The sequence below is a fragment of the Streptomyces sp. NPDC002935 genome (assembly GCF_040611295.1).
GTDB lineage: Bacteria > Actinomycetota > Actinomycetes > Streptomycetales > Streptomycetaceae > Streptomyces.
In genome coordinates this window covers 105,425-127,504 of the sequence record NZ_JBEXNW010000023.1, presented here as the reverse complement: position 1 = coordinate 127,504, position 22,080 = coordinate 105,425, and the positions used below count along the sequence as shown (strand labels likewise).

The window sequence follows — 22,080 nt, the reverse complement described above, 5'->3', positions numbered from 1 at the left end:
GCCAGCGCCGGAGGTATTGTCAAGAGGGTTCTGCTCACGTTGGTGGGCCCTTTTCCGAGCCCAGAAAACCGCCTGGCGACGAGACGGATGGAGAGCACGCGTGACGCGCAGCGTGTACGTGACCGGGATCGACCGAGGTGACGGCCGCCAGGTCGTCGAGCTGGGGGTCATGGAGCTCCTGACCCGCCAGGTCGACCGGGTGGGGGTGTTCCGTCCGCTCGTGCACGACGGTCCGGACCGGCTCTTCGAGCTGCTGCGGGCCCGCTACCGGCTGGCGCAGGACCCGGCGACGGTGTACGGCATGGACTACCACGAGGCGTCCGCGCTCCAGGCCGAGCAGGGTACCGACGAGCTGGTGTCCACGCTCGTCGACCGGTTCCACCTGGTCGCCCGCGACTACGACGTCGTCCTCGTCCTCGGCACCGACTTCGCCGACACCCAGCTCCCCGACGAGCTGGCCCTCAACGCCCGTCTGGCGAACGAGTTCGCCGCGTCCGTGATCCCGGTCGTCGGCGGCCGGGACCAGAGTGCCGAGTCGGTGCGCTCCGAGGCGCGCAACGCCTACCGCGCGTACGACGGGCTGGGGTGCGACGTCCTCGCCATGGTCGTGAACCGGGTGGCCCCGGAGGACCGGACGGCGATCCTGGAGCGGCTCGACTCCCGGCTTCCGGTGCCCTGTTACGTCCTTCCGGACGAGCCGGCGCTCTCCGCTCCCACCGTCGCGCAGATCACCCACGCGCTCGGCGGCAAGGTGCTCCTCGGCGACGACGCGGGGCTCGCCCGTGACGCGCTCGACTTCGTCTTCGGCGGCGCGATGCTGCCGAACTTCCTGCGGGCGCTGACCCCTGGATGTCTCGTGGTCACCCCGGGGGACCGCGCCGACCTGGTGATCGGCACGCTCGCCGCGCACAGCGCCGGCACCCCGCCGATAGCCGGCATCCTGCTCACCCTGGACGAGCGGCCCAGCCGCGAGATCCTCACCCTCGCGGCCCGCCTCGCGCCCGGCACCCCGGTCGTCTCGGTGGCCGGGAACTCCTTCCCCACCGCGACCGCGCTCTTCGCCCTGGAGGGCAAGCTGAACGCGGCCACCCCCCGCAAGGCGGAGACGGCGCTCGGCCTCTTCGAGCGGTACGTGGACACCACCGACCTGCTGAAGCGGGTCTCCGCGCCCAGCAGCGACCGGCTCACCCCGATGATGTTCGAGCACAAACTGCTGGAGCAGGCCCGCTCCGACAAGCGCCGCGTCGTGCTGCCCGAGGGCACCGAGGAGCGCGTCCTGCACGCCGCCGAGGTGCTGCTGCGCCGGCGTGTCTGCGATCTGACCCTGCTCGGCCCGGTCGACCAGATCCGCAAGAAGGCCGCCGACCTCGGCATCGATCTCGGCGCCACCCAGCTCATCGACCCGCAGACCTCCGAGCTGCGGGACTCCTTCGCCGAGAAGTACGCCGAGCTGCGCGCCCACAAGGGAGTCACGGTCGAGCTGGCGTACGACGTGGTCGCGGATGTGAACTACTTCGGGACGCTCATGGTGCAGGAGGGCCTCGCCGACGGCATGGTGTCGGGGTCCGTGCACTCGACGGCCGCGACCATCCGGCCCGCGTTCGAGATCATCAAGACCAGGCCGGAATCGAGGATCGTCTCGTCCGTCTTCTTCATGTGCCTGGCCGACAAGGTCCTCGTCTACGGCGACTGCGCGGTGAACCCCGACCCGAACGCCGAGCAGCTCTGCGACATCGCCATCTCCTCGGCCGCCACCGCGGAGCAGTTCGGCGTGGAGCCGCGGATCGCGATGCTCTCCTACTCCACGGGCACCTCGGGTTCGGGCGCCGACGTCGACAAGGTGCGCGAGGCGACCGAGCTGGTGCGGCTGCGCCGCGGCGATCTGAGGATCGAGGGGCCGATCCAGTACGACGCCGCCGTCGAGCCCTCGGTCGCGGCGACCAAGCTGCCGGAGTCGGAGGTCGCCGGGCAGGCGTCCGTGCTGATCTTCCCCGACCTCAACACCGGCAACAACACCTACAAGGCCGTGCAGCGTTCGGCCGGCGCGATCGCCGTCGGCCCGGTGCTCCAGGGTCTGCGCAAGCCCGTCAACGACCTGTCCCGCGGCGCGCTCGTCCAGGACATCGTCAACACGGTCGCCATCACGGCGATCCAGTCCCAGGCCCCCGACCAGAAGGCTGCCCAGCAGTGAGCGCCCACCCGTCCCCCTCCGCCCCCGCCGACGAGCCCGCCTCCCCGCCGGCCACGCGGGTCCTCGTCCTCAACTCCGGCTCCTCGTCGGTGAAGTACCAACTGCTCGACATGCGGGACAGCTCGCGGCTCGCCGTCGGCCTGGTGGAGCGCATCGGCGAGGGCACCTCCCTGCTGCGGCACACCGCGCTGACGACGGGTGAGACCCGCGAGAGGACCGCCGAGTTCACCGACCACGAGGCCGCGCTGAAGGCGGTGGCGGCGGAACTGGCGGTGGACGGGCTCGGCCTGAGCTCCCCCGAACTGGCCGCGATCGGCCACCGGGTGGTGCACGGCGGGAGGTCCTTCACCGAACCGACGGTCATCGACGAGACGGTCCTCGCGGAGATCGAGCGGCTGATCCCAGTGGCTCCGCTGCACAACCCGGCGAACCTCACCGGCATCCGCACCGCGATGCTGCTGCGCCCCGACCTCCCCCAGGTCGCGATCTTCGACACCGCGTTCCACACGACGATGCCGGAGTCGGCCGCGCGCTACGCGATCGACGTGGCGACCGCCGACGAGCACCGCATCCGCCGGTACGGCTTCCACGGCACCTCGCACGCCTACGTCTCCCGCGCGACCGCCGAGCTCCTCGGCAAGGCGCCCGAGGAGGTCAACGTCATCGTGCTGCATCTGGGCAACGGGGCCTCGGCGTCGGCGGTCCGGGGCGGGCGGTGCGTGGACACCTCGATGGGGCTCACGCCGCTGGAAGGTCTGGTGATGGGAACGCGCTCCGGTGACGTGGATCCGGCCGTCATCTTCCATTTGGAGCGCGTTGGCAAAATGTCCACGGACGAGATCGACACTTTGCTCAACAAGAGGAGCGGTCTGATCGGTCTGTGCGGCGACAACGACATGCGGGAGATACGCCGCCGTGTCGACGAGGGCGACGAGCAGGCCCGGCTCGCCTTCGACATCTACATCCACCGCCTGAAGAAATACATCGGCGCCTACTACGCGGTCCTCGGCCGGGTGGACGCCGTCGCCTTCACCGCCGGAGTGGGCGAGAACGCCGCCCCGGTGCGCGAGGCCGCGATCGCGGGCCTGGAGGAACTGGGGCTCGCGGTCGACGGCGACCTGAACGCCGTGCGCGGCGGTGAGCCCCGGCTCATCTCTCCGCCGTACGCACGGGTCGCGGTCGCCGTCGTGCCGACGGACGAGGAACTGGAAATCGCCACACAGACGTATGCGCTGGTCGGAAAGGGCAACGCCTGAGCGGGCCGGAGAGCCACGCCTGAGCGGCCGCCCGCCCATTTGTATCTTCCACCAGACGGAATATTCCGTAGCGAAACAAACCGATAGGATCGCCCCATGCGCCGTTCGAAAATCGTCTGTACTCTCGGCCCCGCGGTCGACTCCCACGAGAAGCTGGTCGAGCTGATCCAGGCCGGCATGAATGTGGCCCGCTTCAACTTCAGCCACGGATCCCACGCCGAGCACCAGGGCCGGTACGACCGTGTCCGGGCCGCCTCGGCCGAGACCGGTGTCGCCATCGGTGTGCTCGCCGACCTGCAGGGCCCGAAGATCCGTCTGGAGACCTTCGCCGAAGGCCCCGTCGAGCTGGAGCGTGGCGACGAGTTCGTCATCACGGCCGAGGACGTGCCGGGTGACAAGCACATCTGCGGCACGACCTACAAGGGTCTGCCCGGGGACGTCTCCCACGGCGACCAGATCCTCATCAACGACGGCAACGTCGAGCTGCGTGTCGTCGAGATCGACGGCCCCCGGGTCAAGACGGTCGTCATCGAGGGCGGCGTGATCTCCGACCACAAGGGCATCAACCTGCCCGGCGCGGCCGTGAACGTGCCGGCGCTGTCGGAGAAGGACGTCGAGGACCTGCGCTTCGCCCTGCGGATGGGCTGCGACATGGTCGCCCTGTCCTTCGTGCGCGACGCCAACGACGTGAACGACGTCCACAAGGTGATGGACGAGGAGGGCCGCCGCGTCCCCGTCATCGCCAAGGTGGAGAAGCCGCAGGCGGTCGACAACATGGAGGGCGTCGTCGCGGCGTTCGACGCCGTCATGGTGGCCCGTGGCGACCTGGCCGTCGAGTACCCGCTGGAGCGGGTCCCGATGGTGCAGAAGCGCCTCGTGGAGCTGTGCCGCCGCAACGCCAAGCCGGTGATCGTCGCGACCCAGATGATGGAGTCGATGATCACCAACTCCCGTCCGACGCGCGCCGAGGCCTCCGACGTTGCCAACGCGATCCTGGACGGCGCGGACGCGGTCATGCTGTCGGCCGAGTCCAGCGTGGGCGCGTACCCGGTCGAGACCGTGAAGACGATGTCGAAGATCGTCGTCGCGGCCGAGGAGGAGCTCCTCTCCAAGGGCCTGCAGCCGCTGGTCCCGGGCAAGAAGCCGCGCACGCAGGGCGGTTCGGTCGCCCGTGCCGCCTGCGAGATCGCCGACTTCCTCGGTGGCAAGGGTCTGGTGGCCTTCACCAAGTCCGGTGACACCGCCCGCCGGCTGTCCCGCTATCGCGCGCTCCAGCCGATCCTGGCCTTCACCACGGACGAGGGCACCCGCAACCAGCTGACGCTGAGCTGGGGCGTCGAGTCGCACGTCGTGCCGTTCGTGAACAGCACCGACGAGATGGTCGAACTGGTCGACCGCGAGCTGCGGAAGCTCAAGCGGTTCAACGAGGGCGACGTCGTCGTGATGACCGCCGGTTCGCCCCCCGGTGTCCCCGGCACCACCAACATGGTCCGGGTGCACCACCTGGGCGAGGTCGACCACGCCTGATCCCCCGCCTTGAACGCCGCTGAGGGCGCCCCCTGCGAACAGGGGGCGCCCTCAGCGTCTGTGCGGCTCCCGGACGGGATCTGGACGGCTCAGCCGGTCGTGTACTGGTGCAGTCCGGGGACGGTCAGGGTGCCGCCGAACTGACCGGCCTGAACGACCTTCACCTTGGTGAAGTAGATCAGCGGGATGTTCAGCGGCGGCGGGTTGTCCGGGTCGAACGTGACCGGGATGAGCCCGAGCAGGTTCCCGGAGATGCTCTCCGTGTACATGATCGTCTTGCCGTCACGGATGGTGGACGTCGTGCCCGCGCCGGCCTGCACGTGGTACGTCTTGCCGGCCTGCTTGTCGTCCACGGTCTGGTGCAGGTCCCCGATGTCGGTGCCGTCGGAGATGACGTACTTCAGCACCTTCTTGACGGTGCCGTTGGCGGTCTTCACCTTGACGATGCCCTGGTAGTCGGCGCCCTTGAGGAGCAGCGAACTGGCGTTGAGGTACCAGGGGTCGTTCGGCAGGGTGACCGGGTTGTCGACACCGCCCTCGTCATCGGTCGCGACCGGGCAGTCCGAGGCGTCCGTCGTGGCGCTCGCCGAGGGGGTGGGCGTGGCGGTGACGGCGTCGGCCGCCGCCTCCTTGACCGTCTCGGTGGTGTCCGAGGCCGCCTTCGACGCCGCGTCGGTGGTGTCCTCGGCGGTGTCGGCGACCTTGTCGGTCGTGTCCTTGACGGTGTCCGTGACGCTCTTGCCGTCGGACGCGGCCGTGTCCCCGGTCGCGCTCGCCGAGGCGGACGGCGTGGGTGTGGAGCTCGCCGTCTCGTCGGGCGTGAGGATGTCCTTGATGGCGTCGCCGACGCCCAGCGGGTCCAGCGGGTTCTTGGTGCTCTCCGACGCCGAGGGGGTCGGCGTGGAAGCGCTGCTGTCCGCCGCCTTGTCCGACGTGCTCGCGGCGGAGGAGGACGCCGAGGGAGCGGGCTCGGCCGTGTCGTCGGAACCTGAATCCGGCGAAGAGGTCTTGCCCGGGGCGGCGGACTCCGACGACGCGGAGGGGGTCGGTGTGGCCTCGTCGGACGACTCGCTCGGGCTCGCCGAGGCGGAGGGCGACGCCGTGTCCGACGCGTCCTTCCCGTCCTCGGAGCCGGTCACGGCCTCGACGCACGCCTGGTACTCGTCGGCCGTGAGACTCCTGGACGTGGAGTGGTCGTCGGCCTGGGCGAGCGTCGGGGTGAGTCCCATTCCCATGAGGACCGCCGTCGGCATCGCCGCTATGGCTATCGCCTTGCCGGCGGGCATCTGGATCCTGGTGAACAGCGGCTTCCTCGGGGCCGCGTGGCGCGGCCCGGTTCTCACACGGGACTCGTCCACATCCGTCCCGTGGATCACCTCGTCAGCCGGCACTGTGCCTCCCGTTCGCCCCGTTGGTCGGGCTCGTTCCTGACAGATCGTTCGGGTCGCCCACACCGTTCGCGGGCTCGACGGGCTCGGCCGCCGCAGTGTCCGGCACGCCGTCCTTGTCGAGGGACTTCCCCGTGGAGTACCCCTCGTCGGGTTCGCCGGGAACCCAGGAGACCGCCATGGCGCCGCCGATGAGAGCGAACAGGAAGCCGACCAGGAAACCGCCCAGGTTGGCCACCGGGAGGGACACCAGCGCGAGGAGGATCGCAGCGACACCCGCGAACGTCCGTACGTGCTTCTGGAACCAGAGGCTGATCCCGAGCACGCCCAGGAGTACGCCGATGATCAGGGAACCGGCGCCGGCAGTGGTGGACATCGCCAGCGTCAGATGACCGACCTGAAGGTTCGCGTACGGGAAGTAGGCGATGGGAAAACCGCCGAACCCGATGAACAGGCCGGCCCAGAACGGGCGGTCGCCCCTCCAGGTACGGAAGTTCCGCCGGAACACCTGGAGGTAGTGCTCATCGTTCTGGCCGGGCGCGGCAGGAGTCTCGGCGCTCATGGAAACAGCTCCCTGGAACGGCTTTGCTGTGAGAAGTAGGCGTTGAGTGCTCCGCGTACGGCGTGCGGAGCGGGGCGGGCGAAGCGGCCTGAGCCTCCTCGCCCGCCCCAGGGGTGCTTAGTAGCACTCCTTGACGCCGGCCTTGACCGACATCTTCAGACCGCTGAGCTTGAACGTGCCGGCGGTGGTCGCCCACGCCGTCTGCTTCACGTCGGTCAGCGTGGCCGACTCGGCCTGCTGGGCGAACCCGTAGGGGTTGGCCTGCTCGCCGCCGCCCTTCATGCCCGGACCCTTGGCGGTGTCCTTGGCGGCAACACCGATGTCGATGCCGCGGAACGTCGCGTTGGCCTCGAGGTCCTCGACGTCGATGTACAGGTTGTCGGCCTCGACCGGCGTACCCTCGCCGCCGGCCTTCAGCACGAGGCTGACGGAACCGAAGAACGGGACGTCCGGGGTGACGACCGACTGGCACATGTTGGTGATCTTGGCGTTCTTGAACGCCGAGACCGCGACGGGGTGAGCCGTCTTCTCGCCCTTGAGCGTGTAACCCGTGTCAATGGCTCCGTATTGCGCGAAGCCCGTTCCGTCGAGCTTGTCCGCGCTCACCTTGAACGACTGACCGGAAACGCTGAACGATGCGGCAAGAGCGCCCTGCGCGAGGGCGACACCTATCGCTGCCGTGGCTGCCACGCTGGGCACCATGACGACGGCGAACCGCTTCCATCTGGTCCCGCCACGCACCTGGGACATCATATTTCCTCCTTCTCGGACGTACATCTCCTGGCCCTGACTGCCACGTTGCGGCGGCTCAGCCGGGCAGGGATGGGAGAAGTGCTACGTCCTCGGGAAGGAGAGCGCCTGTACCCAAAAGTGCGATTGCACCTGAATCACCGGCGATCACCCCCGAGCGACAACCACTGGTCGCGCCTGACACACATCACGCACAACCTGCTGGACAGGCTCTGCCGGACGGCAAAGACCCCCCTGCCCAAGAACCGACCGCACTGCTGTCGGCCCTACTCGGTGGGGACCCAGAAAGTCCGCCGACCCGATTGGCTGTCGGGGTGCGGGAATGGACCGAGCGTCGCCGATCGTGGTGCATTCTCGCCGCGTGCACAAGGGGGTTCGTTACTCGCTAGTAACGGCGGGATAACCGAACAACGACCCGCCGGTATCGGGCGGCGACGCAGGGTGGCACCACCAGGGGTGACACAACGGTCAATTGACGGACGGAACCAGACAGTTCAACGCCCTCGACTTACTACGAGTAACAGCGGCCGCGTTTACCAAGTTTTGGTAAAGCGCGGCCACATGTACCCCTGTCGGCCAATCTTTCACCTGGGCATCACAGGCCCTGACGTTTAGGGACTGGTCAGAACAAGGCCCGGGCCAGTGCCCGGCGCGCCGCGATCACGCGCGGGTCGTCGGCCCCGACCACCTCGAAGAGCTCCAGCAGTCGCAGCCGTACGGCGTCCCTGTCGTCGCCCGCCGTGCGCCGCACCGTGTCGATGAGCCGCCCGAAGGCGTCCTCGACATGGCCGCCGACGAGGTCCAGGTCGGCTCCCGCGATCTGCGCCCGCACGTCACCGGGCTTCTCGGCGGCGTCCCTGCGCACCTGCTGCGGATCGAGGTTCTGCACCCGCGCGAGCAACTCGGCCTGGGCCAGCCCCAGTTTGGCCTCGGTGTTGCCCGGGTCGTCGCCCAGGACGTTCTTGTACGCCTGGACGGCACCGCCGAAGTCGCCCGCGTCCAGCGCCTGTACGGCGGCCTCCAGCAGCGCGTCGTACGGTCCGGCCGGCATTTCCTGCACCGCCGGGGCCTCGCCCGGCTCGGCGTCGGCGTCGACCGTCAGGCCGGTCAGGCCGAAGCGCTGCTCGGCGACCTGGACGAGCTGGTCGAGGGTCCCGCGGATCTGCGCCTCGGCAGCGGCTCCCTGGAAGAGCGGCAGGGCCTGTCCGGCCACCACCGCGAAAACGGCCGGAATCCCCTGGACCCCGAACTGCTGCATCAGCATCTGATTGGCGTCGACGTCGATCCTGGCGAGCACGAACCGCCCGTTGTACTCGACGGCCAGCCGCTCCAGGACCGGGCTCAGCTGCTTGCAGGGCTCGCACCACTCGGCCCAGAAGTCGATGACGACGGGCACCTCGGTGGAGCGTTGCAGGACCTCGTGCTCGAATCCCGCCTCGTCGACGTCGATGACAAGGCTCGCGGGGGTCACGGCCCCGCCCCCGCCGCCCTGCCGGGCGGCATCGGCGCGAGCCTGCTCCGCCTTCGACTTGGCCTCCTGGGCCGCCTTCACCGCGGCGAGGTCGACGACTCCGCTCATGGACATGTTCCGTGGCTGCATGAGTACATCCTCCCCCTTCCTCGCGCACGTGTGAAAAGCGTTGTGAAAGCCAGGCCTTGTCCGGCCTGTTCGGCGCCGGGTCCCCACCTGGCGCCTGTGCGGTTGTCGCCGCGGTCGAGCTTTCGCTACGAGTCGTAGCGTAACTGGCGGAGGACACGGCTGTGCACTGTCTTCCGGTGATCTCCCTCACGGCTTCACAGAACCGCCGGATATCGCCGGTGAAGCGGCCGGATATGGTCACTGACATGCAATGTCGCTCCTCGGCCGCCCGCACGGGCCGCCCCCGCAGCGCCGCCGCGGACGCCGCGATCCTGGAGGCGACGCGCACGGCGCTGGTCGAACTGGGCTGGTCCAAACTGACGTTGGGGTACGTGGCGACCCTTGCCGGTGTCGCGAAAACGACCCTTTACCGCCGTTGGGCGGGCAAGAACGAACTCGTCGTTGACGCGGTGGCCGTTCTCTTCGACGAACTGGAGCTCCCCGACCGGGGCAGTCTGGCCGCCGACATCGAGGGCGTGGTGCTCCAGTTCGCGGCGATTCTGGACCGCCCGGAGGCCAAGACGGCGCTGATGGCCGTGGTGGCGGAGTCCACCCGCGACGAACCTCTGCGTGAACGCATCCGCACGTCCATCGTCGACCGTCAGAAGCGCCTGGTCATGGAGGGCCGCGCCCGCGCCCAGGCCCGCGGCGAACTCCCCCCGGAGACGGACCCGGTGGCCGCCGCCCGCACCGCCGACCTGATCTTCGACGTGGTCGCCGGAGCGGTCGTCCATCGCACCCTGGTCAGCGCGGAACCCGCGGACGAGGAGTGGGTGCGCTCGTTCACCCGGATCCTGCTCCTCGGCCTGACCGGAGCGACGGCCGAGGACTGACCGGAGCGACAGCCGGGCCCGGGGGCCGGGCGGAGCGGCGCACCGGGCCCGAACGCGAAACGGCCCCCGCCGTCCCGCAAGGGCGCCGGCGCCTCGGGCGTCCGAGGGGCCGGGTCCGGGGCAAGGGCCCCGGACGCGGGACGGGCAGGGGCCACCGGGAGGGACTACGGGGGCACAGGGCCGCGAGAGCGGACTGCGTCTCTCAGAAGCCCGCCGGCTCCGTGTACACCCCCCACTCGTCCCGCAGGACGCCGCAGATCTCGCCCAGCGTGGCCTCCGCGCGGACCGCCTCCAGCATGGGGGCGATCATGTTGGAGCCGTCGCGGGCGGCGGCGAGCATGGCGTCCAGCGCACCGCGCACGGCGGCCTCGTCACGGGCCCCCTTGCGCGAGGCCAGCTCCCGCACCTGCTCACGCTCCACCTCGTGGCTGACCCGGAGGATCTCCAGGTCGCCGGTCACGGACCCGTGGTGGACGTTGACGCCGACGACCCGCTTGTCGCCCTTCTCGACCGACCGCTGGTACTGGAACGCCGACTCGGCGATCTCCCCGGTGAACCAGCCGTCCTCGATCCCGCGCAGGATGCCGGAGGTGATGGGACCGATGGGGTGCTTCCCGTCGGGGTGCGCCCGCAGTCCGCGCTCCTTGATCTGCTCGAAGATCTTCTCCGCGTCGGCCTCGATCCGGTCGGTGAGCTGCTCGACGTACCAGGAACCGCCCAGCGGGTCGGCGACGTTGGCGACGCCGGTCTCCTCCATGAGCACCTGCTGCGTCCGCAGGGCGATCTCCGCGGCCTGCTCGGAGGGCAGGGCGAGCGTCTCGTCCAGCGCGTTGGTGTGCAGCGAGTTCGTGCCGCCGAGGACCGCGGCGAGCGCCTCCACGGCCGTACGCACGACGTTGTTGTACGGCTGCTGGGCCGTCAGCGACACGCCGGCGGTCTGCGTGTGGAAGCGCAGCCACTGCGCCTTCTCGGAGGTGGCGCCGTACACGTCCCGCATCCAGCGGGCCCAGATCCGCCGGGCCGCGCGGAACTTGGCGATCTCCTCGAAGAAGTCGACGTGCGCGTCGAAGAAGAAGGAGAGACCGGGGGCGAAGACGTTCACGTCGAGCCCGCGGGAGAGCCCCAGTTCGACGTAGCCGAAGCCGTCCGCCAGCGTGTAGGCGAGCTCCTGCGCGGCCGTGGAGCCCGCTTCCCGGATGTGGTAGCCGGAGACGGACAGCGGCTTGTACGCGGGGATCTTCTCGGCGCAGTGCTCCATCAGGTCGCCGATGAGGCGCAGATGCGGCTCGGGCTGGAAGAGCCACTCCTTCTGGGCGATGTACTCCTTGAAGATGTCGGTCTGGAGGGTGCCGTTCAGCACGGCGGGGTCGATGCCCTGGCGCTCGGCGGCGACCAGGTACATGCAGAAGACCGGCACCGCGGGCCCGCTGATCGTCATCGACGTCGTGACGTCACCGAGCGGGATGTCCTGGAACAGGACCTCCATGTCGGCCGCCGAGTCGATCGCGACACCGCAGTGCCCGACCTCGCCGAGCGAACGGGCGTCGTCCGAGTCGCGGCCCATCAGGGTGGGCATGTCGAAGGCCACGGAGAGGCCCCCGCCACCGTTGGCGAGGATCTTCTTGTAGCGCTCGTTGGTCTGCTCGGCGTTGCCGAATCCGGCGAACTGCCGGATGGTCCACGTACGCCCTCGGTAGCCGGTCGCGTAGAGCCCGCGCGTGAAGGGGTACTCCCCGGGCCAGCCGATCTGCTCGAAGCCCTCGTATTTGTCCCCGGGCCGGGGACCGTACACCGGCTCCACGGGATCGCCGGAGAGCGTGGTGAAGTCGGCCTCGCGCTTGCGCGAAGCGTCATAGCGGGCCTGCCAGCGTCGGCGGCCTTCCTCGATGGCGTGAGCGTCCATACCTCGAATTTACTAGGACGTCCTAGTAAATGTCGATGGCAAACCGCCGCACGGTCCCGTACGGCGGTTTCGGATCAGGCCTTGGCGACCGCGGGAGAACCCTCCGCGACCTGGGATTCCAGCTCCTGGCTGATGCGGCGCTCCACGAAGAAGGCGGCCGTGGGAATCGTGCCCGCCAGCAGCACCCAGAGCTGCTTGCCGACCGGCCACTTCGCCTTGGAACCCAGGTCGAAGGCGAAAATCAGGTACAGGACGTACAGCCAGCCGTGCGCGATGGCGACGACACGGGTGAAGTCCGCGGCGCCGTCGACGCCCAGGCCGTACTTGGCAATCATGCCGAGGCACAGCAGGACCAGCAGCACGCCGGTGACGTAGGCCATGACGCGATAGCGGGTCAGCACGCTCTTCTTCATGGCTACGAGGGTAACGACCCCTTTTGCGCGATCTTCGCGCGCCCCCGCGCCTCCCGTACACCCCCGGCCCGCGGCACGTGCTCGTCGTCGGACGACCCGTCCGCGGACTCCTCGCCGCAGCCCTACTCGTCGTCGAAGTCGTGTGCGGCGACCCGAAGCGGCCGCAGCATCGCGAAGATCTCCGCGCACTCCTCGGAGTCGTAGACGCCGAGCCCGAAGTCCATCGCCATCAGGTCGCGGGTGGCCGCGTCGCAGGCCTCGCGGCCCTTGTCCGTGATGGAGGCGAGGGTGCCCCGCCCGTCGTTGGGGTTCGGGCGCTTGTCGACGAGCCCGGACCGCACCAGCCGGTCCACCGTGTTGGTGACGGACGTCGGATGCACCATGAGCCGCTCACCGATCTTGGACATCGGCAGCTCGCCCGCCTTGGAGAAGGTGAGGAGCACCAGCGCCTCGTAGCGCGCGAAGGTCAGCCCGTACGGCTTGACGACCGCGTCCACCTCGGCCAGCAGGATCTGGTGCGCGCGCATGATCGAGGTGATCGCGGCCATGGACGGCACGGAACCCCAGCGCTGCTGCCAGTGTTCGTCGGCGCGGGCGATGGGATCGAAGGCAAGACTGAGCGGCTTCGGCACGCCAAAGACCTTACCGGCCGGTCACATCGTGGTCAGCCCCGTCTCGCGTTTCGGTATCCGACCCCGCGACGGCCGGGATCCGGGCGCCCTCGACCGGCCCGGTCCCCGCACCTTCCACAACCCGCGCCTCGCCGTGCCCGGTGCGCCGCGCCGCCACCGCCAGGCCCGCGCAGACCACGGTTCCCAGCACACCCGCGCCCACGACCGTCGCCCGCACCCCGGCGAACTCCGCCACCACCCCCGACAACGCCATCCCCACGCCCTGAACGGTCATCAGCCCAGCCGTGTTCAGCGTCATCGCCCGCCCGAGCAGCTCGTCCGGCACCGCCCGCACGAACCACTGGTCCAGGCCGAGGGTGTACGCCGATCCGGCGCCCGCGAGCACCAGCAGGACCAGCGACCAGCCGAGACCGGGCCGCAGCGCGTAGCCGGCGTAGGGCAGCAGCGTGACGCACACCAGCGGGAGCGTGAGCCGGTTCCGGGTCGCCGGCCGCAGCCGCGAGCCCGCGAACAGCTCCCCCGCGATCGTGCCGACCGGCAGCGCGCACATCAGCAGACCGAGCCCGGTCGCGCCGGCCCCGATCCCGTCGGCGTACGGCGCGGCCAGCGCCTCCGGCGCGACAGCGAACATCGGCGGCACCCAGAACAGCAGGAGCAGCACCAGGACGCGGCGGTCGGCGAGCACCTGACGGGCGCCGCGGAGGGAGTCGCGCACGAGCGGCTGTCCCCGGTGCGCCCGGGCGGGCCGTCGCCGGGTGCCGCACCGCAGCAGCACGGCGGAGAGCAGGAAGGTGCAGACCGTGACGAGGAGCGCGTGGCGCGGTGACACGACGGTGAGCAGCAGCCCGCCCGTCGCGAACCCGGCGAGCAGCGCGCTCTGCGAGAGGATCCGCAGCAGGGAACGGCCGAGCACGAACAGCTCACCGTCGCCGAGGACGTCCGCGAGGGTCGCGGTCCGCGTCCCCTGGAAGACGGGAGCGACCAGGGCGAGCGCGGCCCGCATCGCGAGCAGCACCGCGATGGGCGCGCCGGGCACCACCATCACGGCCACGCATCCCGCGCACACCAGATCGCACACCACCAGGACCCGGCGGGCCGGGAAGCGGTCCGCGACGCCCGCGAGCAGGGTCCCGCCGATCAGATAGGGCAGGAAGCCGAGCGCGAACGTCAGGGCGCTCAGCAGCGGAGAGCCCGTCAGGTCGTAGACGAGGACGGAGAGCGCGATCTCGCTGACGACGAGTCCGAGCAGCGAGAAGGCGTGCGCGGCGAAGACGGCACGGAACTCGGGCACGGCGAAGACGGGACCGTAGCCGGTGGGTGCGGGGGCCTTCTCCGGGGCGCCGCCCCGCGTGGGCACCGTCGTTGTGCCCTTCGTCTCTGCTTCTGGCATGGGCGACAGCGTGCCCGGACGCACTCCGGCCCCCTAGAGTTTCGGTGTCAGCCGAATCTTCTGGGGTCGTGTCATGCCGTCACTGCTGCACTTCGGGGAGGACGACCTCCTCAACTGCCGGTTCGCGGTGTCGCCGCTGTGGGAGACACAGGAGGCGGTCCGCACGCTCAACCGGCCCGCGCGGCACGGCTATCACGCGCACTGGCTGCGCCGTATGCGCGCGGCGGCCGACGGACTCGACCTCACGCCGCTGTGGCTGCTGATGCCGCAGCGCGGCTACTCCCCCGACTGGCTCGGTCCGCCCCCGCTCGGCCCGGCGGCGAGCTTCGAGGAGGAGATCGCCGCGGTCCGCACGGCCGACCCCGAGGTGGCCCGCGCGGAGAGCGCGCGCTCCCTCGCCGACACCCCGGGCGCGCTCACCTCGCCGCGCGGCCGGGCCCTGCTGGCGGACCCGGCCCACATGGTGCGGGAGCTGACCGACCTGCTGGAGCGGGCCTGGCACACCCTCGTCGAGCCCGACTGGCCGCGGCTGCGCGCCCTGCTGGAGGCGGACATCGCCTTCCACTCGCGGCGGCTCGCCGAGGTCGGCCTCGGAGGGCTGCTGCCGGAGATCGACCGGCGGTTCGGCTGGCGCTCCCACACCCTGACCATCGAGGCGGGGGGCCGGCACGAACGGCATCTGGCCGGGCAGGGCCTGGTCCTGATGCCGAGCGTCTTCTCCTGGCCGGACGTGATCAGCGGCTTCGAACCTCCCTGGCAGCCGACGCTCGTCTACCCGGCGCGCGGCGTGGGCGGCCTGTGGGCCGAGCCGACGGACCGCACCCCCGACGCGCTCGTACGGCTCCTCGGGCGCGGCCGGGCCACGGTGCTCACCGCACTCGACGAACCGGCCGGCACGACCGCCCTCGCCCACCGGCTGCGCCTCGCGCCGTCGTCGGTCTCCGCGCATCTCACCGCCCTGCGCGACGCGGGCCTGCTCGTCTCACGCCGGTACGGGCACCAGGTGCTCTACGAGCGGACCCCGCTGGGGATCGCGCTGGCGTCGGGCGGCGGCTGACCCGCGGACGCTCACCACGCCACGCCGCTTCCCGGCCGCGATGTCCCTTTATGCAACGATTGGTGACCGACCGTCACCCTCGCGCAAGGGAGCAGCATGCCCCGGCTGATCCACACCCTCGCGGCACTGGCGGTGCTCGGGCTCGCGGCAGGCTGCTCGCCCCCGCCCGAGGTCGGCGAGGCCTCCGTCGTCGGCGCCGCCTCGAAGCAGGCGGGCCCCGCCGCCCACTCGCCCTTCTGGGTCGACCCGGCCGGGCCCGCGGCCCAGCAGATCGAGCTGTGGCGGCGGCAGGGCCGCACCCGGGACGCCGCGCTGCTGAAGCGGATCGCGGACGAGCCCGTCGCCCTGTGGCCGGCCGGCGAGATCGACCCGGGCCCGGCGGTCCGTTCGGCGACCGCGGCCGCCACCCGGGAAGGGCGGACGGCGCTGTTCGTGGCGTACGACATCCCGCACCGGGACTGCGGCCAGCACTCGGCGGGCGGAGCGGCGGACGCGGACGCCTACCGGCAGTGGATCGGGGCGTTCGCCGACGCCCTCGGCGACAGCCGGGCCGTGGTGATCCTGGAACCGGACGCGATCGCCCACATCGTGGACGGCTGTACGCCCGGCGAGTACCACGACGAGCGTGAGCTGCTGCTGAGCGAGGCGATCACCCGGCTGAAGCTCCAGCCGCGCACCAGGGTGTACCTGGACGCCGGGAACCCGGACTGGATCCGCGATGCGGGGAAGCTGGTCGAGCCCCTGGAACGCGCGGGCATCGCGAACGCCGACGGCTTCTCGCTCAACGTCGCCAACTTCCAGACGGACATCGCCGCCAAGCAGTACGGCGTCCTCCTGTCCGGGAGCCTCGGCGGCAAGCATTTCGTCGTCGACACCAGCCGCAACGGCAACGGCCCGGTGCCGGGCGCCTGGTGCAACCCGCCCGGCCGGGCGCTGGGCACCCCGCCGACCACGGCCACCGGAGAGCCCGCCCTCGACGCCTACCTGTGGATCAAACGGCCGGGCGAGTCGGACGGGAAATGCGGGGGCGGACCGGCGGCCGGACAGTGGTGGCCGGACTACGCCCTGGAGCTGGCACGCAACTCCGTCACCTGACCTGGATCCACTTCGCCTCGGACGGTGTGCCCTGACCGTCCGTCACGAAGAGCATGTACCAGCCGGGCGGCACCAGCGCGGGGTCCCTCGGTACGTCGACGGTGACGGAGTTCCCGGTCTTCGTCAGCCCCAGCTCGATCGACCGCTGCTCGACGTCCGTGGTGTGGGTGACGGCGCTGGGGCGCATCAGCCGGGCCTTGGCGACCCGTTCCGGGTGGTCGGTGGCGAAGGTCGCCCGGTGGTCCCGGTCGAGCTCTTCGGGTCCGTGGCCCAGCACCGGACGGTTCTTGCCGTTCCTGTGCAGGGCGGGCGGGGTGAAGACCTCCATGCGCTGTTCGAAGTGCCCCAGTTTGGTGTCCTTCCGGTCGGCGAAGAGCGGGTCCGAGCCGAAGGTGGCGACGCGGCCGTCGGGCAGGAGCAGCGCCTCTGAGTGGTAGTTGCGGCCCACACGCGGTGACGCCGCCTCGTGGAAGACATTGCCCTTGGGGTCGTAGAACTGCGCCTTGAGGATGTTGCTGGCGCCGCGGCCGCGGTAGTCCCGGGAGCCGTTGGTGGTGAAGACGGAGTCGTCCGGCATGATCACGCTGTTCAGATAGCGCGTGCCCTGGGGAAGGTCGGGGCCGTCCTGGAAAACGGGGCTGTCCTTCTTGAGGTCGACGACGGCGGTGCGCGGGGTGGACCTCTTGGACTCGCCGACGCCTCCGCCGCCGAGGATCATCACCTTCTGGTCCTGGGCGGGCGGGAGCAGGAGCGAGGCGGAGGTCTCCGTCTCGTCGGCGTCCCGCAGGCCGGGCACCTTCTCGAACGTGTTGGTCCGCAGGTCCCACAGGCCCGCCTCGCGGCCCTGGTCGGCGGGTCCGTACCCGGCGTTGGAGGCCGGGTAGAAGAGCTTGCCGCCCTGCGTGAGGAAGAGGGCCGGGTAGGTGGGGAAGTAGCGCTTGGGGCCGGGGCTCCACTTCTTGGTCCTCGGATCGTAGATCTCGTTGTCGCCGGGGTCGATGGCCCCGACGTCGTCGAGGCCGGAGACGGCGAGGACCCGTCCGTCGTCGAGTCCTACGAGGGTCGGGTACCAGCGGGCCTTGTCCATCGGGTCGACGGGGACGTACTTCCCGGCCTTCGGATCGAACTCGTAGGCGGCCCTGATGCCCTGGAAGTCCTGCTTCTCCAGGGTGATCTTCTCCGAGAGGCCGTACGTGTTGCGGGCGTCCTCGCCCCGCAGGCCGACGATCTCGTACTGGGCCTGCCTGTCGGTGACCGACCGCGGTCCGTTCTCCTCGGCCTCCACGAAGACGCGGGCCTCGCCGGCGATGACCGTGGTCCTCCAGGGCTGCATCACGCCGGCCCGGTCGTACGTGACGACCTGGTTCCGCCTGGCCTTGGGGATCTTCACGTCGAACTTGCTGACGTACTCGACGCCGGCGGGTGAGCGGAAGAGGGTGCCCTTCCTGAGGACGACGGCCTTGTCGGGGTTCTCGTTCTTCACGCGCATGCCGCCGCCGGCCCGGACGACCTCGCCGTCCAGCCGTTCGTAGCGGGCGGTGCCGCCGGCCACGAGCATGCGGCCGTCGGGGAGCTGGGCGTGCCCGGAGCAGAAGAAGTCGTCCGGGGTGGGGACCTTCTTGAAGGTGTCCGTCCTCGGATCCCATAGGATCGTGTCGAAGGACCCCTTGTCGAACTTCCTCTGCTCGTTGCCCGACCCGGCGACGATGAGCACCTTCCCGGTGTGCAGCAGGGCCGCGTGGATCGCGTTGGTGCGGTACTCCGCCGGGATGTCGACCCGGCTCCAGGAGCCGTACTTCGCCTGGTAGCCGGGCTGGGAGATCTTGTACTCGTGGTACTTCTCCCCGGCGAAGCCGAGCGCCGCCGGAGCGTTGAGTCCCGCGAGGACGGCGATTCCCGCGATGCCGAGCACCGTCTTCTTCGTCTTCTTCGAGGGCCGGTACGCCATGGCCTAGAGACCTCCTGTCGTGGATCCGGTGACGGGGGTGGGGGTGCGGCCCGGGGCGGGCACCGGTTCCTTGCTGTGGGGAACCCGGGTCGGGGTGTGCGGTGCCGTCCGGGTCCGGTGCTCCTGGACGCGGGTGAGGACCCACACCGCGACCGGTGCGAGGGCGATCGCCATGGCCAGCAGCGCCCAGGTCCGCATGGCCGCGTGGGTGTGGCCGAGGACGACCGAGGCGCCGAGCGAGACGGCGAGGAACGCGGCCCAGCCGAGGTGGACGCGGAAGGTCAGGAGCCGGTCGGGGCTTGCGTCGCCGCCCTTCGGGGTGACGACGAAGCGGCTGGGGCGCCGCAGCACGGCCTCGCTCAGCGACTTCAGATAGATGGGGGCCGACAGCGCCGACATCGCCATGCCGGCCAGGCCACCGGATCCCTCGGGTTCGTGCGGCGAGACGTTGTGGCGCCGGTTCCACAGGTACAGGCCGATCTGGAGGGCGGCGGCGTCGCTGTAGAGCATCAGCCACACGGAGGCCGTGACCTGGGTCCCGGAGGCCCCGAACCACAGGAACAGGAAGCAGCTGAGCATGCCCAGAAGCCAGTTGACGGCCGTCATCGGGTAGTAGACGAGCATCAGGGTGTACGAGAACAGCCGGCCGGCCGGCATGGTGAACGGCGCCGTCCAGTACTGCTTGAACAGGGTTTCGTAGGTGCCGCGCGACCAGCGCATCTGCTGCGTGAAGAAGTCGGTCCAGGAGGAGGGTCCTTCCCCGACGGCGAGTACGTCCGGGGTGTAGACGGACCGCCAGTGCCCGCCCGTCCGGGGGTTCCTGTGCCGGTGCAGTTCGAACCCGGTGGCCATGTCCTCGGTGATGGAGTCGTACAGTCCGCCGATCTGTTTGAGGGCCGCGACGCGGACGACGTTGTTGGTGCCGACGAACATGGGCGAGCGGTAGTGGTTGCCGGCGCGCTGGATCAGGGCGTGGAAGAGGAACTGCTGGGACTCGGCGGCCTTGGTGACGGGGTTCTCGTAGTTCCCGTACACCTGGGGGCCGACGACGAACGCGACGTCGGGGTCCCGGAAGTAGCCCATCATGCGCTCCAGGAATCCGGGCAGCGGGACGTGGTCGGTGTCGACGGAGGCGAAGAAGTCGTACGCGTGACCGTGGAGGGTGAGCCACGCGTTGTAGTTGCCGTGCTTGGTGCGGGCCTTGTGCCGTCCCTCGGGGCGGTTCCACTCGGGCACCCCGTTCCGGGTGAAGTGCCTCACGCGGAGCTCGGCGCAGAGCGCCCTGGCCTGGTCGTCGTCGCCCTCGTCGAGGAGCCAGATGTCGAGGGGACCTGTGTGGGTGATCCCGACCGCGCCCTCCAGGGTGGCGCGGACCGTGGCGAGGGGTTCCTTTCCCGGGACGTAGGTGGTGAGGAAGGCGACCCGGGTTCCCTGCGCGGGGACGACGGGGACGGGGTCGCTCGCGACCATCGTCGCGTGGGCGATGCTCATGACGTTGACGACCATGAACAGCTCGATCAGACCGATGGCTATCAGCATGGTGATGTCGAGGCCGGCCATCCATCCCTCGCCGCCTTCGCGTTCCACCCAGTGGGTGGGCCAGACGAGGTAGACGAGGAGCGCGCCGGTGAGGACGGGGGCGAGGGTCATCAGCAGGACGGCGCGTATTCGGCGGGGTTCGCGCGCGAGGAGCTTGGTGTACTGCACCCGGTAGCCCGGGCCGGACGGCTGGGTCAGAGGTCCGGCGAGTCGGCTGTAGGTGTCGTAGTCGTAGCCCTCGGGCCGCACATCGCCCTCCAGTGGTTGAACGTGTCCGGTGATCGTTCTGGCTGGTACCCACACATAAGTGGAGTTTTGACGACGTGTCGAACGGGGCGCGTCCGGTCGGGTGCGGGGGGCGTGCGGGCGGGTGGTCTTTGGTCCCCGCCGTCGTCGGGGCATGAAAGAACCCCGGTCCTGAGGACCGGGGTTCTCGGTGTGGGGCCCGCGCCCCGAGGTCATGCCGACCTGTCGGTATGGCGACATGCCGTCATGCCGTCATGCCGACAGGTGTCGCTCCACTGTCTCCACCTTGGAGGTGAGGCCGTCCGTCACGCCGGGGCGGATGTCCGCCTTGAGGACGACCGAGACGCGGGGCGCGCGTTCCTCGACGACGGCGACGGCGCGCTTGACGACGGCCATCACCTCGTCCCACTCACCCTCGATCGACGTGAACATCGCGTCGGTGCGGTTGGGCAGCCCCGACTCACGGACCACGCGGACGGCGTCGGCGACGTACTCCCCCACGTCCTCGCCGACACCGAGCGGTGTCACGGAGAAGGCGACGATCATGCGTTCACGGCCCCTTCCTTGCGGGCGCGGGAGGCGATGACCGCGTCCTCGGCCTCGCGCCTGAGCCTGCGCTCGGCGAAGAAGCCGCCCGTGGGCAGGACGGAGAGGACGAAGTAGAGGACGCCGGTGCCGGCACTCCACCGGGCGCGGTTCCAGGCGTCCGCCCAGAAGATCACGTACAGGATGAAGAGGACACCGTGGATCGCGCCCATGACGGGCACGGCGTTGAACTCCGTGGTCCGCTTCAGCACCGAGCAGACCAGCAGCAGCAGAAAGGAGACGGCCTCGGGGGCCGAGACCAGGCGGAGGCGGCGGAGTGCGGTGGCGGTCTTTATGTCCACGGGTCACCTTCGGTGGGATTCGCTGTCGGGGGAGACGCTGCCTTGTGAACGCAAGCACAAGCGTCCCGGACATTGTGGCATCCGAAGGGCGCGATCCCGGGTCCGGGGCCCCTAGGGGTCGGTTCAGGGATCGGATCCACCCGTGGGCTCTGTCGGCGGTACGGCGCTGCGGCTACCTTCGACGAGTGGCGATGTTTCGACTTCAGGGCAGCAAGGTGCTGGCCGTCGACATGACCGGGGACGCCGTGAAGGCGAAGAACGGCTCCATGGTCGCGTACGACGGCCAGATGGCCTTCAAGAAGCTGAGCGGGGGCGGTGAGGGGATCCGGGGGATGGTGACCCGGCGCCTCACCGGTGAGCAGATGACGATGATGGAGGTGAAGGGGCACGGCACCTGCTGGTTCGCGGACCGGGCCTCGGAGATCAATCTGGTGGGTCTTCAGGGGGACAAGCTGTACGTGGAGTCGAGCAATCTGCTCGCGACGGACGCGGGTCTGCGCACGGGTACGACGTTCACGGGGCTGCGCGGCGCCTCGCAGGGCAACGGTCTGTTCACGACCACCGTCGAGGGCCACGGCCAGGCGGCGATCATGTCGGACGGGCCCGCGGTGGTGCTGCGGGTCAGTTCCCAGTACCCGCTGACGGTCGACCCGGGGGCGTACATCGCGCACCAGGGCAATGTGCGGCAGTCGCTGCAGTCCGGTGTGACGTTCCGCACGCTGATCGGCGAGGGCGGCGGCGAGGCGTTCCAGATGCGCTTCGAGGGCGACGGGCTCGTCTACGTCCAGCCCAGTGAGCGCAACACGATCGCGGGGGATGTGTGA

The 22,080-nt window shown here is 70.1% G+C and carries 19 protein-coding genes; 7 read left to right on the top strand and 12 right to left on the bottom strand.

Features of this window, described 5'->3' with window-relative positions; genetic code table 11:
• Window positions 1-100 precede the first annotated feature (100 nt).
• The 3 genes from pta to pyk all read left to right on the top strand — a co-directional run bounded on the left by pta (window position 101) and on the right by pyk (window position 4,974).
• Entirely contained in the window at window positions 101-2,191 is a 2,091-nt protein-coding gene (pta, locus tag ABZX90_RS28330) for a phosphate acetyltransferase (RefSeq protein WP_351127883.1), read from the top strand.
• Entirely contained in the window at window positions 2,188-3,447 is a 1,260-nt protein-coding gene (locus tag ABZX90_RS28325) for an acetate kinase (RefSeq protein WP_351127881.1), read from the top strand. Before pta ends, ABZX90_RS28325 begins: the two co-directional genes overlap by 4 nt.
• A 96-nt stretch (window positions 3,448-3,543) precedes the next feature.
• Window positions 3,544-4,974 carry a pyruvate kinase gene (gene pyk, locus ABZX90_RS28320; protein WP_351127879.1) on the top strand — a complete coding sequence of 477 codons (1,431 nt, stop codon included), beginning with the start codon at window positions 3,544-3,546 and terminating at the stop codon, window positions 4,972-4,974.
• Between the two features lie 89 nt (window positions 4,975-5,063).
• On the opposite strand, the gene ABZX90_RS28315 is transcribed toward pyk, so the two are convergent.
• From ABZX90_RS28315 to ABZX90_RS28300, 4 genes are all read right to left on the bottom strand, one after another.
• Window positions 5,064-6,365: a hypothetical protein gene (locus ABZX90_RS28315; RefSeq protein ID WP_355209347.1), complete on the bottom strand. Its 1,302-nt coding sequence runs from the start codon at window positions 6,363-6,365 to the stop codon at window positions 5,064-5,066.
• Window positions 6,355-6,924 (bottom strand): DUF6114 domain-containing protein, encoded by a 570-nt coding sequence (locus tag ABZX90_RS28310; protein WP_351127875.1) that lies wholly within the window; start codon window positions 6,922-6,924, stop codon window positions 6,355-6,357. The genes ABZX90_RS28315 and ABZX90_RS28310 overlap by 11 nt, the downstream gene beginning before the upstream one ends.
• A 117-nt stretch (window positions 6,925-7,041) precedes the next feature.
• Window positions 7,042-7,677 (bottom strand): DUF6230 family protein, encoded by a 636-nt coding sequence (locus ABZX90_RS28305; protein WP_351127873.1) that lies wholly within the window; start codon window positions 7,675-7,677, stop codon window positions 7,042-7,044.
• 619 nt (window positions 7,678-8,296) lie between these two features.
• Complete coding sequence (locus ABZX90_RS28300; RefSeq protein ID WP_351127871.1) at window positions 8,297-9,274, bottom strand: tetratricopeptide repeat protein; 978 nt, start codon at window positions 9,272-9,274, stop codon at window positions 8,297-8,299.
• Window positions 9,275-9,519: 245 nt separating this feature from the next.
• On the opposite strand from ABZX90_RS28300, the gene ABZX90_RS28295 reads away from it, so the two are divergent.
• The gene (locus tag ABZX90_RS28295) at window positions 9,520-10,146 is read left to right on the top strand and encodes a TetR/AcrR family transcriptional regulator (RefSeq protein ID WP_351127869.1); all 627 of its coding nucleotides are present in this window, start codon (window positions 9,520-9,522) and stop codon (window positions 10,144-10,146) included.
• A gap of 202 nt (window positions 10,147-10,348) precedes the next feature.
• Here ABZX90_RS28295 and ABZX90_RS28290 read toward each other — a convergent pair whose 3' ends face one another.
• The 4 genes from ABZX90_RS28290 to ABZX90_RS28275 form a co-directional block, all read right to left on the bottom strand.
• Window positions 10,349-12,049 (bottom strand): methylmalonyl-CoA mutase family protein, encoded by a 1,701-nt coding sequence (locus ABZX90_RS28290; RefSeq protein ID WP_351127867.1) that lies wholly within the window; start codon window positions 12,047-12,049, stop codon window positions 10,349-10,351.
• A 74-nt stretch (window positions 12,050-12,123) separates the two neighbouring features.
• Window positions 12,124-12,462 (bottom strand): DUF3817 domain-containing protein, encoded by a 339-nt coding sequence (locus ABZX90_RS28285; RefSeq protein ID WP_351127865.1) that lies wholly within the window; start codon window positions 12,460-12,462, stop codon window positions 12,124-12,126.
• Window positions 12,463-12,584: 122 nt separating this feature from the next.
• The gene (locus ABZX90_RS28280) at window positions 12,585-13,094 is read right to left on the bottom strand and encodes a MarR family transcriptional regulator (RefSeq protein WP_351127863.1); all 510 of its coding nucleotides are present in this window, start codon (window positions 13,092-13,094) and stop codon (window positions 12,585-12,587) included.
• 10 nt (window positions 13,095-13,104) lie between these two features.
• Window positions 13,105-14,484 (bottom strand): MFS transporter, encoded by a 1,380-nt coding sequence (locus ABZX90_RS28275; protein WP_355209340.1) that lies wholly within the window; start codon window positions 14,482-14,484, stop codon window positions 13,105-13,107.
• 73 nt (window positions 14,485-14,557) lie between these two features.
• On the opposite strand from ABZX90_RS28275, the gene ABZX90_RS28270 reads away from it, so the two are divergent.
• Window positions 14,558-15,541, top strand: coding sequence for a DUF5937 family protein (locus tag ABZX90_RS28270; RefSeq protein ID WP_351127860.1), 984 nt, complete (start codon window positions 14,558-14,560; stop codon window positions 15,539-15,541).
• 96 nt (window positions 15,542-15,637) lie between these two features.
• Window positions 15,638-16,636, top strand: a complete 999-nt coding sequence (locus ABZX90_RS28265; protein WP_351127858.1) for a glycoside hydrolase family 6 protein — start codon at window positions 15,638-15,640, stop codon at window positions 16,634-16,636.
• On the opposite strand, the gene ABZX90_RS28260 is transcribed toward ABZX90_RS28265, so the two are convergent.
• The 4 genes from ABZX90_RS28260 to ABZX90_RS28245 form a co-directional block, all read right to left on the bottom strand.
• Window positions 16,629-18,584 carry a kelch motif-containing protein gene (locus tag ABZX90_RS28260; protein WP_355209337.1) on the bottom strand — a complete coding sequence of 652 codons (1,956 nt, stop codon included), beginning with the start codon at window positions 18,582-18,584 and terminating at the stop codon, window positions 16,629-16,631. The two genes, ABZX90_RS28265 and ABZX90_RS28260, sit on opposite strands and share 8 nt — an antisense overlap.
• A gap of 3 nt (window positions 18,585-18,587) precedes the next feature.
• Window positions 18,588-20,372, bottom strand: coding sequence for a cellulose synthase catalytic subunit (locus ABZX90_RS28255; RefSeq protein WP_351127854.1), 1,785 nt, complete (start codon window positions 20,370-20,372; stop codon window positions 18,588-18,590).
• A 249-nt stretch (window positions 20,373-20,621) separates the two neighbouring features.
• Window positions 20,622-20,915, bottom strand: coding sequence for an MTH1187 family thiamine-binding protein (locus ABZX90_RS28250; RefSeq protein WP_261707197.1), 294 nt, complete (start codon window positions 20,913-20,915; stop codon window positions 20,622-20,624).
• Window positions 20,912-21,256 carry a DUF3817 domain-containing protein gene (locus tag ABZX90_RS28245; protein ID WP_355209334.1) on the bottom strand — a complete coding sequence of 115 codons (345 nt, stop codon included), beginning with the start codon at window positions 21,254-21,256 and terminating at the stop codon, window positions 20,912-20,914. Before ABZX90_RS28245 ends, ABZX90_RS28250 begins: the two co-directional genes overlap by 4 nt.
• A 191-nt stretch (window positions 21,257-21,447) precedes the next feature.
• On the opposite strand from ABZX90_RS28245, the gene ABZX90_RS28240 reads away from it, so the two are divergent.
• On the top strand, window positions 21,448-22,080 hold the full coding sequence (locus ABZX90_RS28240) for an AIM24 family protein (RefSeq protein ID WP_266765854.1): 633 nt from the start codon (window positions 21,448-21,450) through the stop codon (window positions 22,078-22,080).

Coding starts and splice junctions, on each gene's coding strand:
- ABZX90_RS28265 (WP_351127858.1), top strand. CDS start 15,638: ATGCCCCGGCTGATCCACACCCTCGCGGCACTGGCGGTGCTCGGGCTC.
- pyk (WP_351127879.1), top strand. CDS start 3,544: ATGCGCCGTTCGAAAATCGTCTGTACTCTCGGCCCCGCGGTCGACTCC.
- ABZX90_RS28290 (WP_351127867.1), bottom strand. CDS start 12,049: ATGGACGCTCACGCCATCGAGGAAGGCCGCCGACGCTGGCAGGCCCGC.
- ABZX90_RS28285 (WP_351127865.1), bottom strand. CDS start 12,462: ATGAAGAAGAGCGTGCTGACCCGCTATCGCGTCATGGCCTACGTCACC.
- ABZX90_RS28240 (WP_266765854.1), top strand. CDS start 21,448: ATGTTTCGACTTCAGGGCAGCAAGGTGCTGGCCGTCGACATGACCGGG.
- ABZX90_RS28250 (WP_261707197.1), bottom strand. CDS start 20,915: ATGATCGTCGCCTTCTCCGTGACACCGCTCGGTGTCGGCGAGGACGTG.
- ABZX90_RS28275 (WP_355209340.1), bottom strand. CDS start 14,484: ATGCCAGAAGCAGAGACGAAGGGCACAACGACGGTGCCCACGCGGGGC.
- ABZX90_RS28300 (WP_351127871.1), bottom strand. CDS start 9,274: ATGCAGCCACGGAACATGTCCATGAGCGGAGTCGTCGACCTCGCCGCG.
- ABZX90_RS28305 (WP_351127873.1), bottom strand. CDS start 7,677: ATGATGTCCCAGGTGCGTGGCGGGACCAGATGGAAGCGGTTCGCCGTC.
- ABZX90_RS28295 (WP_351127869.1), top strand. CDS start 9,520: ATGCAATGTCGCTCCTCGGCCGCCCGCACGGGCCGCCCCCGCAGCGCC.
- ABZX90_RS28270 (WP_351127860.1), top strand. CDS start 14,558: ATGCCGTCACTGCTGCACTTCGGGGAGGACGACCTCCTCAACTGCCGG.
- ABZX90_RS28260 (WP_355209337.1), bottom strand. CDS start 18,584: ATGGCGTACCGGCCCTCGAAGAAGACGAAGAAGACGGTGCTCGGCATC.
- ABZX90_RS28310 (WP_351127875.1), bottom strand. CDS start 6,924: ATGAGCGCCGAGACTCCTGCCGCGCCCGGCCAGAACGATGAGCACTAC.